Annotated in this window: 11 protein-coding genes and 2 pseudogenes; 6 read left to right on the top strand and 7 right to left on the bottom strand. The window is 64.5% G+C overall.

Annotated features, from left to right (window positions below):
• Window positions 1-19: 19 nt before the first annotated feature.
• Window positions 20-1,091 (top strand): annotated as a pseudogene (gene hemH / locus OKW39_RS08895) (ferrochelatase).
• Between the two features lie 8 nt (window positions 1,092-1,099).
• On the top strand, window positions 1,100-1,507 hold the full coding sequence (locus tag OKW39_RS08890; RefSeq protein WP_018419480.1) for an RNA-binding S4 domain-containing protein: 408 nt from the start codon (window positions 1,100-1,102) through the stop codon (window positions 1,505-1,507).
• Here the strand turns inward: OKW39_RS08890 and OKW39_RS08885 are convergent.
• A complete protein-coding gene (locus tag OKW39_RS08885; RefSeq protein WP_167368620.1) occupies window positions 1,479-1,640 on the bottom strand; it encodes a hypothetical protein in 162 nt (53 codons plus the stop codon). The genes OKW39_RS08890 and OKW39_RS08885 overlap by 29 nt on opposite strands.
• 362 nt (window positions 1,641-2,002) lie before the next feature.
• Here OKW39_RS08885 and grpE point away from each other — a divergent pair, with 362 nt between their 5' ends.
• From grpE to pabB, 4 genes are all read left to right on the top strand, one after another.
• Complete coding sequence (gene grpE, locus OKW39_RS08880) at window positions 2,003-2,590, top strand: nucleotide exchange factor GrpE (protein ID WP_429335774.1); 588 nt, start codon at window positions 2,003-2,005, stop codon at window positions 2,588-2,590.
• Window positions 2,591-2,922: 332 nt separating this feature from the next.
• Window positions 2,923-4,875 (top strand): molecular chaperone DnaK, encoded by a 1,953-nt coding sequence (gene dnaK, locus OKW39_RS08875; protein ID WP_090803118.1) that lies wholly within the window; start codon window positions 2,923-2,925, stop codon window positions 4,873-4,875.
• A gap of 269 nt (window positions 4,876-5,144) precedes the next feature.
• Complete coding sequence (gene dnaJ, locus OKW39_RS08870; RefSeq protein ID WP_018419484.1) at window positions 5,145-6,284, top strand: molecular chaperone DnaJ; 1,140 nt, start codon at window positions 5,145-5,147, stop codon at window positions 6,282-6,284.
• Window positions 6,285-6,302: 18 nt separating this feature from the next.
• A complete protein-coding gene (gene pabB / locus OKW39_RS08865; RefSeq protein WP_429562451.1) occupies window positions 6,303-8,189 on the top strand; it encodes an aminodeoxychorismate synthase component I in 1,887 nt (628 codons plus the stop codon).
• A 48-nt stretch (window positions 8,190-8,237) separates the two neighbouring features.
• On the opposite strand, the gene panB is transcribed toward pabB, so the two are convergent.
• The 6 genes and pseudogenes from panB to hda all read right to left on the bottom strand — a co-directional run bounded on the left by panB (window position 8,238) and on the right by hda (window position 13,419).
• Window positions 8,238-9,053, bottom strand: coding sequence for a 3-methyl-2-oxobutanoate hydroxymethyltransferase (panB, locus tag OKW39_RS08860; RefSeq protein WP_184034424.1), 816 nt, complete (start codon window positions 9,051-9,053; stop codon window positions 8,238-8,240).
• A gap of 37 nt (window positions 9,054-9,090) precedes the next feature.
• Entirely contained in the window at window positions 9,091-9,768 is a 678-nt protein-coding gene (locus tag OKW39_RS08855; protein WP_429562450.1) for a deoxynucleoside kinase, read from the bottom strand.
• Entirely contained in the window at window positions 9,765-10,307 is a 543-nt protein-coding gene (gene folK, locus OKW39_RS08850) for a 2-amino-4-hydroxy-6-hydroxymethyldihydropteridine diphosphokinase (protein ID WP_090803125.1), read from the bottom strand. The genes OKW39_RS08855 and folK overlap by 4 nt, the downstream gene beginning before the upstream one ends.
• Window positions 10,308-10,358: 51 nt before the next feature.
• Window positions 10,359-11,990: a polynucleotide adenylyltransferase PcnB gene (gene pcnB, locus OKW39_RS08845; RefSeq protein WP_429407369.1), complete on the bottom strand. Its 1,632-nt coding sequence runs from the start codon at window positions 11,988-11,990 to the stop codon at window positions 10,359-10,361.
• A pseudogene (locus tag OKW39_RS08840) lies at window positions 11,987-12,674 on the bottom strand (HAD family hydrolase). Before OKW39_RS08840 ends, pcnB begins: the two are co-directional and overlap by 4 nt.
• Window positions 12,667-13,419, bottom strand: coding sequence for a DnaA regulatory inactivator Hda (hda, locus tag OKW39_RS08835; protein WP_090803130.1), 753 nt, complete (start codon window positions 13,417-13,419; stop codon window positions 12,667-12,669). The pseudogene OKW39_RS08840 and the gene hda overlap by 8 nt, the downstream one beginning before the upstream one ends.
• Window positions 13,420-13,480 lie beyond the last annotated feature (61 nt).

The raw sequence follows: 13,480 nt of genomic DNA, 5'->3' as shown, positions 1-13,480 counted from the left end.
GCGGTGATTTCTGCTACCTATGCGCTTCGACCTCGAGCGGCCTTCACAGAACGCCACGTCGCATCGCGTCGCCGTGTTGCTGATCAATCTCGGCACGCCCGACGCGCCGACGCCGCGCGCGGTGCGCCGCTACCTTGCGCAGTTCCTGTCCGATCCTCGCGTGGTCGAAATTCCGGCGCTGCTGTGGCAGCTCATTCTGCGTCTGCTGATTCTGCCGTTGCGCGGCCGCAGCTCTGCGAAGAAGTATGCGGCGGTGTGGATGCCCGAGGGCTCACCGCTGCGCGTCCACACCGAAAAGCAGGTCGAGGGCCTGCGCCATCTGCTGCAACTGAACGACTACACGGTGCTGGTCGACTACGCAATGCGCTACGGCACGCCCGGCATTCCGGCAATGCTGAACCAGCTGAAGCTCGCGGGCGCCGAGCGCGTGTTGCTGATGCCGATGTATCCGCAGTATTCGGCGTCGACCACTGCGACCGCGTTCGACGAAGCCTTTTCCGCGCTCAAGCGCATGCGCAACCAGCCGGAAATCCGCACCGTGCGCCAGTACGCCGATCACCCCGGCGTACATCGCGGCGCTCGCCGCACAGGTGCACCACTACTGGCATCTGCACGGCCGCCCCGATTTCGCGGCGGGCGACAAGCTCGTGCTCAGTTTCCACGGCGTGCCCAAGCGCACGCTCGATCTCGGCGACCCGTACCACGAGCAATGCCAGCAGACCGGCGCGCTGCTGATGCAGGCGCTCGATTTGACGTCGGTCGAATGCCGCATCACGTTCCAGTCGCGCTTCGGCAATGCCGAATGGCTGCAGCCCTACACGGCGCCGACGTTGAAGGAACTCGGCGCGGCAGGCGTGCGGCGTGCTGACGTGTTTTGCCCGGGTTTCACCGCCGACTGCCTCGAAACGATCGAGGAAATCGGCATGGAAGGGCGCGGCGAATTTCTGCAGGCGGGTGGCAAGGAGTTTCACCGGATCGCCTGTCTGAACGCGTCGCAGCCGTGGGTTGCCGCGCTTGGCGAAATCGTTGCGCAGCATCTGCAGGGCTGGCCCGTGCAGGCGGTGCCGGTGCCGCACACGACAGGAGCTTGAATACGCAGATGAACTACCGCATTTCAACCGAACCGGGCGCGAAACTGCGCATCGACAAATGGCTGTGGGCCGCGCGCTTCTTCAAGACGCGTTCGCTGGCCGCGGAGGCGGTCGACAAGGGGCGGGTGCGTATCGGCGGCGTCGCCGTGAAGCCGGCGAAGGACGTGCGTGTCGGCGATCTGGTCGAAATCGAGATCGAGCGCTACGTGTGGCAGGTGGAGGTGCTGGGCGTATGCGACGTACGCGGTCCGGCGAGCGTCGCGCAGACGCTTTATGTGGAAACCGCGCAGAGCAAGGCGAAGCGGCAGGTCGAGCAGGAACGGCGCAAGGTCTACCACGAGCCGGCCGCCGCGCTGCACGGCCGACCGACCAAACGCGACCGGCGCACTATCGACAGATTTTCAGGTGGGGATTGAGAAACTGCTCCACGGTGGCGTGTGCGCCGCCGTACTCGGTGGTGTGGTCGTTGACCGCACCGGACATGCAGATGGTCGTGGTGCCCGCGATCAGTACCAGTGCGACCACCCCGATTGCAAAGGTCAGTTTCACGGTACTCCCTTGATGGGCTGAAACAGGCTATCGGAACGACTGTCAGGTGTCGGTAACGCTTACGTCAGATTAGGGTTAACGTGGCGTTGCCGCTCCATGACTGGAGAATAGGTCAGTTGCGGGCTGCACTCAATCTCTATCTGATTGCGCCACGTTGAGGCTTGTTACGGCGCATTTCGCCTGCACGTCGGTGGTGCGAAAACCCTCGACCCGCTTGAAACGGCTTTTTCAGGCCCCATCTGGGGTCCGGTCTGGCGGATCGGCGCGAAGACGCGTGTCGCGATTTTGCAAAGCATGAATCGTACTGTGTCGGAACGGCTTGCACCGCCTTTGGCTTTTACTTTTTAACGACTTTCAGCGACATGGAAAACACGCAAGAGAACCCGACGAGCCAGAATCCCACGCCCGCCGACGAAGCCGCGCGCCAGGCCGCCGAGGCGGCTGGGGCCGCTGCTCAACAGCCGGACACCGGCGCCCCCGCGGAACCGGCCCAGGGTGCCGCCGAGCAGGCGCTGGCCGACGCTCAGGCGAAGATCGCCGAGTTGCAGGAAAGCTTCCTGCGCGCGAAGGCCGAAACCGAAAACGTGCGCCGGCGCGCTCAGGAAGACGTCGCCAAGGCGCACAAGTTTGCGATCGAGAGCTTCGCCGAGCATCTGCTGCCGGTGGTCGACAGTCTCGAGGCGGCCGTCGCCCATTCGTCCGACGACTTGCAGAAGGTCCGCGAAGGCGTCGAGCTCACGCTGCGGCAGTTGAACGGCGCGCTCGAGAAGGGTCGCGTCGTGGCGATCAATCCGGTCGGCGAAAAGTTCGATCCGCACCGCCATCAGGCCATTTCGATGGTGCCGGCCGACCAGGAGCCGAACACCGTCGTCGCGGTGCTGCAAAAGGGCTTTGTGATCGCGGATCGCGTACTGCGTCCCGCGCTCGTGACCGTCGCGGCGCCGAAGTAATCACGTCGACACTCGCTCCGGGCGTTTGCGCCGGTGGCGTCTGCTGCGTCGCTTCGCATCGCTACGTGCCGCAAAGATCCCATCGATTCAGGCACTTCCGGCGAACCACGCCGGGGGCGCCGCGCAGACTGACGGAGCGGGCTCGCAGCGAAGATTCAGGCGCCTCGCCCCGTGATTGAAAAAAATTAAAGACCGCATCGCAAAAGAGGTCTTGAAAACGATGTGGCCGCACTTATTTTGAGTGCAGGTATGAATTGAGAGCGGATCGTCCCGCCGCCAAATGGGTCAACCGGGCGCTTTCCGCAGCGATCAAAGTCAGGAGATTTGTAAAAATGGGCAAAATCATCGGTATCGACCTCGGCACGACCAACTCGTGCGTGGCGATCATGGAAGGCAACTCGGTCAAGGTCATCGAGAACTCGGAAGGCGCGCGCACCACGCCGTCGATCATCGCTTACATGGATGACAGCGAGATCCTGGTCGGCGCGCCGGCCAAGCGTCAGTCGGTCACGAACCCGAAGAACACGCTGTTCGCGGTCAAGCGCCTGATCGGCCGACGCTTCGAAGAGAAGGAAGTGCAGAAGGACATCGGCCTGATGCCCTACAAGATCATCAAGGCCGACAACGGTGACGCGTGGGTCGAAGTGCGCGACCAGAAGCTCGCGCCGCCGCAAATCTCCGCCGAAGTCCTGCGCAAGATGAAGAAGACCGCTGAGGACTACCTTGGCGAGACCGTCACGGAAGCCGTGATCACGGTGCCGGCGTACTTCAACGACAGCCAGCGTCAGGCAACCAAGGACGCCGGCCGCATCGCCGGTCTGGAAGTCAAGCGGATCATCAACGAACCGACCGCCGCGGCTCTCGCGTTCGGTCTGGACAAAGCTGAAAAGGGCGATCGCAAGATCGCGGTGTACGACCTGGGCGGCGGTACGTTCGACGTGTCGATCATCGAAATCGCGGACGTCGACGGTGAAATGCAGTTCGAAGTGCTGTCCACGAACGGCGATACGTTCCTCGGCGGCGAAGACTTCGACCAGCGCATCATCGACTACATCATCGGCGAGTTCAAGAAGGAGCAGGGCGTCGATCTGTCGAAAGACGTGCTCGCGCTGCAGCGCCTGAAGGAATCGGCTGAAAAGGCCAAGATCGAGCTGTCGTCGAGCCAGCAGACCGAAATCAACCTGCCGTACATCACGGCGGACGCATCGGGTCCGAAGCACCTGAACCTGAAGATCACGCGCGCCAAGCTGGAAGCGCTGGTCGAAGACCTGATCGAACGCACCATCGAACCGTGCCGCGTCGCGATCAAGGACGCGGGCGTGAAGGTCGGCGAAGTCGACGACGTGATCCTGGTCGGCGGTATGACCCGTATGCCGAAGGTGCAGGAAAAGGTGAAGGAGTTCTTCGGCAAGGATCCGCGCCGTGACGTGAACCCGGACGAAGCCGTGGCCGTTGGTGCCGCGATCCAGGGCCAGGTTCTGTCGGGCGACCGCAAGGACGTGCTGCTGCTCGACGTGACCCCGTTGTCGCTCGGCATCGAAACGCTCGGCGGCGTGATGACGAAGATGATCAACAAGAACACGACGATCCCGACCAAGCACGCGCAGGTCTACTCGACGGCTGATGATAATCAAGGCGCCGTGACGATCAAGGTGTTCCAGGGCGAACGCGAAATGGCAGCGGGCAACAAGCTGCTCGGCGAGTTCAACCTCGAAGGCATTCCGCCGGCACCGCGCGGCGTGCCGCAGATCGAAGTGAGCTTCGACATCGACGCGAACGGCATTCTGCACGTCGGCGCGAAGGACAAGGCGACCGGCAAGGAGAACCGCATCACGATCAAGGCGAACTCGGGTCTGTCCGAAGCCGAAATCGAGAAGATGGTGAAGGACGCCGAAGCGAACGCGGAAGAAGATCACAAGCTGCGTGAGCTGGCCGACGCCCGCAACCAGGGTGACGCGCTCGTCCACAGCACGAAGAAGGCGCTGACCGAGTACGGCGACAAGCTCGAAGCTGGCGAGAAGGACAAGATCGAAGCCGCGTTGAAGGACCTCGAAGACACGCTGAAGAGCAACTCGAGCGACAAAGCCGCGATCGAAGCGAAGATCGAAGCGGTGGCCACGGCCTCGCAGAAGATGGGCGAGAAGATGTACGCCGACATGCAGGCTGCGCAAGGTGCCGAAGCGGCGGCGGGCGCGGCGGGCGGCGGTGCCGGTGCATCGGCGGGTGCGAGCCAGCAGGCCGACGATGTGGTCGACGCTGAGTTCAAGGAAGTGAAGAAAGACTAAAGCCAGGTCGGCATCCGACCGTAAAGCCGTGCACAGCGATGTGCACGGCCCGGCTGCACGAGAACGGCGCCCCCGGGGCGCCCAAAGTGCAAGAGCGGTTTTCGCGCCTGGCGAGCCTTTTTGGGGCTCTCCGGGCACGTTCGTTTTATGGAGGGCGTTGTTTTGAACCGTGCCCTGGCGCGGCGCAGACAGCGGCCGGACGAGTCGTGAGACTCCACAGCATTCACAAGGAGCTACCGCGTCGCTTTGCGCGGCGGCGTTGAACCGATATGGCGAAACGGGATTACTACGAGGTTCTGGGCGTCGCAAAGAACGCGAGCGACGACGAAATCAAGAAGGCTTATCGCAAGCTCGCGATGAAGCACCACCCCGACCGCAATCCGGGTCACAAGGATGCGGAAGAGCATTTCAAGGAAGTGAAGGAAGCCTATGAAATGCTGTCGGATTCGCAAAAGCGCGCCGCGTACGATCAGTACGGTCACGCGGGCGTCGATCCGAACATGGGTGGGGCCGGCGCGCAAGGTTTCGGCGGCTTTGCCGATGCATTCGGCGACATCTTCGGCGACATCTTCGGCCAGGCGGCCGGCGGCGGCGCACGCGGAGGCGGCCGCGCGGGCCCGCAGGTGTATCGCGGCGCCGATCTGCGCTACAGCATGGAAATCACGCTCGAGCAGGCCGCACACGGCTACGACACGCAGATTCGCGTGCCGAGCTGGGTTTCGTGCGAAGTCTGCCATGGCTCGGGCGCGAAGCCGGGCACCAAGCCGGAAACCTGCCCGACCTGTAGCGGCTCGGGTTCGGTGCGCATGTCGCAGGGCTTCTTCAGCATCCAGCAGACTTGCCCGAAGTGCCACGGCACCGGCACCTACATCCCCGAGCCGTGCAATCACTGCCACGGCGCGGGTAAGGTGAAGGAAACCAAGACGCTCGAAGTGAAGATCCCGGCCGGTATCGACGACGGCATGCGCATCCGCTCGGCCGGCAACGGCGAGCCGGGCATCAACGGCGGTCCGTCGGGCGATCTGTACGTCGAGATTCATATCAAGCAGCACTCGGTGTTCGAGCGTGACGGCGACGATCTGCATTGCCAGATGCCGATCCCGTTCACTACCGCGGCGCTCGGCGGCGATATCGAGGTGCCGACGCTCGCCGGTCGCGCCAGCTTCACGGTGCCGGAAGGCACGCAGTCCGGCAAGACGTTCCGTTTGCGCGGCAAGGGCATCAAGGGGCTGCGTTCGAGCATCGCCGGCGATCTGTACGTACACGTGCAGGTTGAAACGCCGGTCAAGCTCACCGAAGCGCAGCGCGATCTGCTCAAGCAGTTCGAAAAGGCGCTCGTGGAAGGCGGTTCGCGGCATAGTCCGCAAAGCAAGAGCTGGTTCGATCGCGTAAAGAGCTTTTTCGATTGATTTGATTCGGCGGTCAGTATGACGGTGGTCAGTCGCGGCGCGGCGTTCGCGCTGCTCGACGATTGCGGTGCAACGGCGGCGCTTCCGTCGAGCCGCTTGTACACGGGTTTCGTGCGCGAGCGGGTCTGCACGGAGGCGGCGCAGCTCGAAGCCGTGTGCGACGGCGTCGCGGCGGATACCCGGAGCGGTTTGCACGCCGTTGTGCTCGCCGATTATGAATTTGGCCGCGCGCTGATGCGTTTCGATGCGCGCCGGTGTTCTGAAACGCAGCGTGGCAATGCCACGCTGCGTTTTTTATTGTTCGAACGTTGTGCGAAGCTTTCGCGCGACGAGGTCGACGCGTGGCTAACGGCGCGGGACAACGGCGCTTTCGAGCCGTCGGTCGCGGGCACCGCGAACGTGCGCGAGAGCGTCGATCGCGCCGAGTTCCACGCGGCGATCGACGCGATTCACGCCGCCCTGCGCGCGGGCGATTCCTATCAGGTCAACTACACGTACCGCCTCGGCTTCGACGTGTTCGGCTCGCCGCTCGCGTTCTATCGGCGGTTGCGCGCGCGCCAGCCCGTGTCGTTCGGCGCGCTGATCGCGTTGCCGGACGATGCGTGGGTGCTGTCGTGTTCGCCCGAACTATTCGTCGAAAAGCACGGCCCGACGTTGCGCGCGCGGCCGATGAAGGGCACGGCGCCGCGCTCGCAAGATCCTGCCGTCGACCGGGGTAACGCCGAGTTCCTCGCGACCGATCCGAAGAACCGCGCCGAGAACGTCATGATCGTCGATCTGTTGCGCAACGATCTGTCGCGAGTCGCGCGTATCGGCTCGGTCAGCGTGCCGGCGTTGTTTTCGGTCGAGCCATATGCGTCGGTGTGGCAGATGACGTCGACTGTCGAGGCGACGTTGCTCGACGGCACCTCGTTCGCGACGATCCTGCGCGCGCTGTTTCCCTGCGGCTCGATTACCGGTGCGCCGAAGCATCGCACGATGCAGTTGATCGACGAACTGGAAAGCACGCCGCGCGGGCTCTATACCGGCGCGATCGGCTGGCTCGATGCGCCGGGCGATGATCACGATTGCGGCGACTTTTGCATGTCGGTCGCGATTCGCACGTTGACGTTGACTGCGTCGACCGCGCAAGCCGGCGGCACGGATGGTCTGCGCGGCAGCATGGGCATCGGCGCGGGCATCGTGCTCGACAGCGTGGCCGCCGACGAGCACGAGGAGTGTCGATTGAAAGCACGTTTTCTGATGGGCGCCGAGCCGGGTTTCGAACTGTTCGAAACGATGTACGCGACGCGGGAAGACGGCGTGCGGCACGTCGAGCGGCATCTGCGGCGCTTGTCGTCGAGCGCCGCGACGCTTGGCTTCGGGTTCGACGAAGCGCGCATTCGTGGGGAGATTTCAGCGCGGTGCGCCACGCTCCCGGCGCAGATGCCGCATCGAATGCGGCTTGCTTTGAGCAAGAGCGGGGTGACCCAGCTCTCGGCCGCGATCCTTGCGCCGTTGGCGGATGCGATCCTTGGAGTTCTGCTCGGCCCCGAAGCGCAGTTCGCGCCGACCCACGCCGCCGATCCGCTGCTGCGCCACAAGACCACGCGCCGGGCAGACTACGACCGCGGCTGGCGCGAAGCCGAAGCGAAGGGCGCCTTCGATACGCTGTTTTTCAACGAACGGGGCGAACTGACCGAAGGCGGCAGGTCGAACGTGTTCGTGAAGCTCGCGGGACAATGGTGGACGCCGCCGCTCGCGTCAGGCGTGCTGCCGGGTGTAATGCGAAGCGTGTTGCTCGACGAGGCCTCGGGCTTGCGGGCAGGTGAAAAAGTGCTGACGCGGGCGGATGTGCTGAACGCCGAAGCGCTGCTCGTGTGCAACGCGTTGCGCGGCGCGGTGCCGGCACGGCTTGTTGGTTAGACCACTGAAAAATACGGGAATGCCGCGCGCTCGCGCGGCAATGAAGCATCAGAACGTGTGCTCGGCGCCGGGAAACGTGCCGTCCTTTACCGCCCGCACATACGCCTCGACGGCCGCCTGAATATTCGGCTGTCCCTGCATGAAATCCTTCACGAAGCGCGGTCGCTTGCCAGGAAAAATCCCGAGCATGTCGTGCAGCACCAGCACCTGACCCGAGCAGCCGAGGCCCGCGCCGATACCAATCGTCGGAATGCGCAGCTGCTGCGTGACTTCGCCCGCGAGTTGCGACGGGATCGCTTCCATCACGATCAATTGCGCGCCGGCTTCCTGCACGGCGAGCGAATCGCGCAGCAGCTGGCTCGCGCCCGCTTCGGTCTTGGCCTGCACCTTGAAGCCGCCGAACGCATGCACCGACTGCGGCGTAAGACCCACATGCGCGCACACCGGAATCGAGCGCTCGACCAGAAACCGCACCGTGTCGGCGAGCCATTCGCCGCCTTCGAGCTTGACCATCTGCGCGCCCGCGCGCATCAGTTCGACCGAGCTCCTGAATGCGTCTTCGCGCGTGCCGTAGGTGCCGAACGGCAGGTCCGCGACGATCAGCGCCGACGGCCGCGCGCGCGCGACGCTCGCCGTGTGATACGCGATGTCGGCAAGCGACACCGGCAGCGTGGTCGCCTGGCCTTGCAGGACGTTGCCGAGCGAGTCGCCGATCAGCAGCACGTCGACGCCCGCGCGATCGAGCAGCGCGGCGAAGCTCGCGTCGTAGCAGGTGAGCATGGCGATCTTTTCGCCAGCGTCGCGCATTGCCTGCAGTTTCGGCACGGTGATCGCGCTCCGGCTCGCTTCCTGCAAATAAGTCATGGTCAATCCAGTGAAGAAAATGAACTAGCCGCGCCGCTTACAGCGACGTGGCTTTGACAAAGAATTCCTTGCGGCCGCGCATCGTCTCGATGCGTTCGGCGAGCAGCGCAAGGTCCGCGTCGGAGTCGAGCGGATTCAGGTGTTCGGCGTTGACCGTCAGCACGGGCGTGCGGTCGTAGTGGTAGAAGAATTCGTTGTACGCGTCGCACAGCGCGCGCAGATAGGCATCGGAAATCTGCAGCTCCATCGGCACCGCGCGCTTCTGGATGCGCGCGAACAGCACCTCTGGGCTCGCCTGCAGATAAACGACGAAGTCCGGCTCCGGCGCGCTGACGTCGAGCCGCACGGCAAGCGCGCGGTACAACTGCCACTCGTCTTCCTGCAAGGTCAGACGCGCGAAGATGTCGTTTCGCCGCGTGATGAAGTCGGCGATCAGTGGCGTGCCGCTCGCCTGTGCGGCGCTGACTTCCTGCGCCTGCTGCGCGCGTTGCAGCGCGAAGTGCAACTGCACCGGTAGCGCGTAGCGCGTGGTGTCGCGATAGAAGCGTTCAAGAAACGGATTGTCTTGCGAGCGTTCGAACAGTTCGTGCATCGACCAGCGTTGCGCGAGGCGCCGCGCGAGTGAGGTTTTGCCGACGCCGATCGGCCCTTCGATCGCGATATAGCCGAACGGCGGGCGCAGCTGCGGCGCGGTGACCGTGAGCGGCGAACTCATTCGCAACGGCCTTTCTCGGCGGAATTGCCGGTCAGCGCGTTGAGCATCGGGCACTGGCAGGGCGACTTTACTTTCTCGATGCGCTGATCGCTCACGCTGTCGAGCAACGCGGCGGCCCGGCCATGCAGCGGAATGACGATCGCCGCGTCGATCTCGACGAGCGGCACCAGCGCAAACGCGCGCTCGACGAGGCGTGGGTGCGGCACGATCAGATCGGCTTCGTCGATCGATTGATCGCCATACAGCAGGATGTCGAGATCGAGCGTGCGCGGCGCATTGCGGAACGGCCGCTCACGGCCGAACTGATGCTCGATCTTGTGGCACAGCGCGAGCAGATGCCGCACGGGGAGCGTCGTTTCCAGCTTCACGACGCAGTTGAAATAGTCGTCGCCGCCCGCGTCGATCGGGGCAGTACGATACAGGCTCGATTTGGCGAGCACGGTGATGGTGTGCTGTTGTGCGAGGCACACCACCGCGTCTTTCAGGGTCTGGCGCGCGTCCCCGAGATTCGCGCCGAGGCCGAGATAAGCAACCGTCATGGCATAACTTCCTGCAGCTATCGTTGTGACGGCTTTTCCGCGAACGCCGCGTCAGTCTTCGTGCGAGCCTTCGAGGCCCGCGTCGTTGTCCGTGCGTTCGGCGGACGAGCCGCCCTCCACTCCGTCACCTGATTTGCGGCTTCTGGCGCCACCGCGCCGCCGTCGTTTTCTTGGGCTCCGGTCCTTCCCGCCTTGCGTGAGCAATGTCTCGCGCGCGGCGACGTCTCCTTCGATGAACTCCGTCCACCATGCACCGACCGACTCGTCGAGTTCGCCCGATGCGCAGCGCAACAGGAGGAAATCATACCCCGCTCTAAATCTTTGGTGTTCGAGCAGCTTCAGCGCGCTGCGCCCCGAGCGTTTTTCGAGGCGTAGCTGCAGGCCCCAGATCTCGCGCATGTCGGCCGAGAAGCGCTTGTGGATCGCGAGCTTTTCGGTCTGCATGTCGAGCACTTCGTCCATCGCGCGATGCAGCGCGGGCACCGGATACTCGCCTTCGGCCTCGAACTTCTGCCAGCGCTGCTGCACGTCGTGCCACAACAGCGTCGCGAACAGGAAGCCCGGCGACACCGGCTTGCCGGCGAGCACGCGTGCATCTGTGTTAGAGAGTGCCAGAGAAATGAATTTTTCGCCGGTCGGCTGCTCGAGCACGACGTCGAGCAGCGGCAACAGCCCGTGATGCAGGCCTTCCTGGCGCAGCCACTTCAGGCACGCGAGCGCGTGACCCGACAGCATCAGCTTCAGCATTTCGTCGAACAGACGCGCGGCGGGCACGTTGTTGATCAGATCGGCCATCTTCTCGATCGGCGCGCGCGTGGCGTCGTCGATGTCGAAGTCGAGCTTGGCGGCGAAGCGCACGACGCGCAGCATGCGCACCGGATCCTCGCGATAGCGCGTGACCGGGTCGCCGATCATGCGCAACAGGCGCGCGCGCATGTCGGCCATGCCGTTGTGGTAGTCCAGCACGGTTTGCGTGGCCGGATCGTAGTACATCGCGTTGATCGTGAAGTCGCGGCGCGTGGCGTCCTCGTGCTGTTCGCCCCACACGTTGTCGCGCAGCACGCGGCCGCTCGCATCGACCGCGTGGGTACGGCGGTCGAGCTCGTCGCGCTTCAGACGCTTCGGCGGCGGCGCGTCGGCCGCGGGCGGATCGACCAGCGCGCGGAACGTCGAGGTCTCGATGATTTCCTGGCCGAACTGCACGTGCACGATCTGGAAGCGCCGGCCGATGATGCGCGCGCGGCGGAACAGCTTCTGCACCTGTTCGGGGGTCGCGTCGGTCGCGACGTCGAAGTCTTTCGGCTTGACGCCGAGCAGCAGGTCGCGCACCGCGCCGCCGACGATGAACGCACGGAAGCCCGCCTGTTGCAGGCCCTCGGTCACGCGGATCGCATTGCGCGAGATCAGCGTGGGGTCGATGCCGTGCACGTCGTGCGGAATGATGACGGGTACGTCCGGCTCGCGCGGCGCTTGCGCGGCAGCAGCGGCACCTGCGGACTTGCGGCGCGGCCGCGCGGCCGTGCCGGAAGCGGTCGTGCCGGATACGGTCGTGCCGGATACGGACTTGCCGCGCGCCGGCGGCTTGCCATTGGCATTGCCGTCGACGCTGGCGGCGGCGGAGAGCGTGTCGTCAGCGGTCGCCGTGTCCTGGCCGAATAGCTTGCGGATGAGTTTCTTGATCACGAGGGTTGGAAGAGTTCGAGGATGCGCCAGCCTTTGGCCTGCGCATGGGCGCGCAACGTGTCGTCCGGATTGGTCGCGATGGGATCGGTGACTTTTTCGAGCAGCGGGATGTCGTTGTGCGAATCGCTATAGAAATAGCTGTGCTCGAAGTCGCTCCAGCTCTTGCCGAGCGACGCGAGCCACGTTTCGGTGCGCACGATCTTGCCTTCCTTGTAGCTCGGCGTGCCGGTGGGGCGACCGGTGTAGGCGCCGTGCGGCTCCCCGCCGACGGTCTCCGCCTCGCACGCGATCAGCGTGTCGACGCCGAACGCCTGCGCGATCGGCCGCGTGATGAACTCGTTGGTCGCGGTGACGACGCAGCACAGGTCGCCCGCTTCACGATGCTGTTTCACGAGTTCGAGCGCCACCGGCTGGATGGCCGGCGAGATGACCTCGTGCATGTACTGCGCGTGAAAGTCAGCGAGCTGCGCGCGTGTGTACTTCGCGAGCGGCGTCAGCATGGCGATCAGATAAGCGTGAATGTCGAGCTTGCCGGCCTTGTAGTCGGCGTAAAAGCGATCGTTTTCACGGGCCGAAATTTTCGGCGTCGACCATGCCTTTTTTCACCATGAAGCGGCCCCATTCGTGGTCGCTGTCGGTGGGAATGAGCGTGTGGTCGAGATCGAAGAGTGCAAGGTTAGCCATGGGCGCCTATTTTACTTGAAGCGGGAAGAGCGGCGTGTGAACCCGGCGCGGCGGCGGGGTCGGGCGACGCGAGCATCGTTCGCAACAGCGGCAGCGTGACCGCGCGTTTCTGTTCGAGCGAGAAGCGGTCGAGCGCGTCGAGCAGCGCCATCAGGCTCGGCATGTCGCGGCGAAAGTGCGTGAGCAGGTAGGCCGGTACGTCGTCGGCGAGCATGATGCCGCGCTCGCGCGCCGCGCGTTTCAACACCGCGGCCTTCGCGTCGTCGGGCAACGGCGCAAGGTGAAACACCAGTCCCCAGCCGAGGCGCGTGCGCAAATCTTCGCGCACCGTCATGCCGATCGGCGCCGCGTTGCCCGCGGCGACAAGCGCGCTGGTCGGATGCGCGCGCACTTCGTTGAACAGGTTGAACACGGCGATCTGCTGCGCGGCCGACAGCGCGTCGCAGTCGTCGATCGCATAGAGCGCGACGCGCGGATCGAAGCCGAAGGCGGCGAGGCTGCTTTGCGGCCCGGCGAAGCGCGCATGCCCCGGCGGCGCTTCGTGCACGAGCGCCTGCAGCAGGTGCGTGCGGCCGCTGCCGGCTTCGCCCCAGATGTAGAAGGTGCGATCGGCGACCGGTCCGGAGGCGAGCGCGTCGTCGAGCTCACGCAGGCGCGTGACCAGCTCGGCGTTCGCGCCGGCGAAGAAATTGTCGAATGTCGATGGCGGCGGGGTGCCGAGATCGAGCGTCAGTTGACGAAGCACAGTAGGTTAATGCCGAAAATGAGGCTCAGGCCGCGAGTGGCCCGGACCTCGGGGCCTGGAA

It is taken from the genome of Paraburkholderia sp. MM6662-R1 (assembly GCF_050436245.1).
Taxonomy (GTDB): Bacteria; Pseudomonadota; Gammaproteobacteria; order Burkholderiales; family Burkholderiaceae; genus Paraburkholderia; species Paraburkholderia tuberum.
Note: the sequence above shows the minus strand (reverse complement) of the source record. Positions and strands in the feature narration are given on the sequence as shown.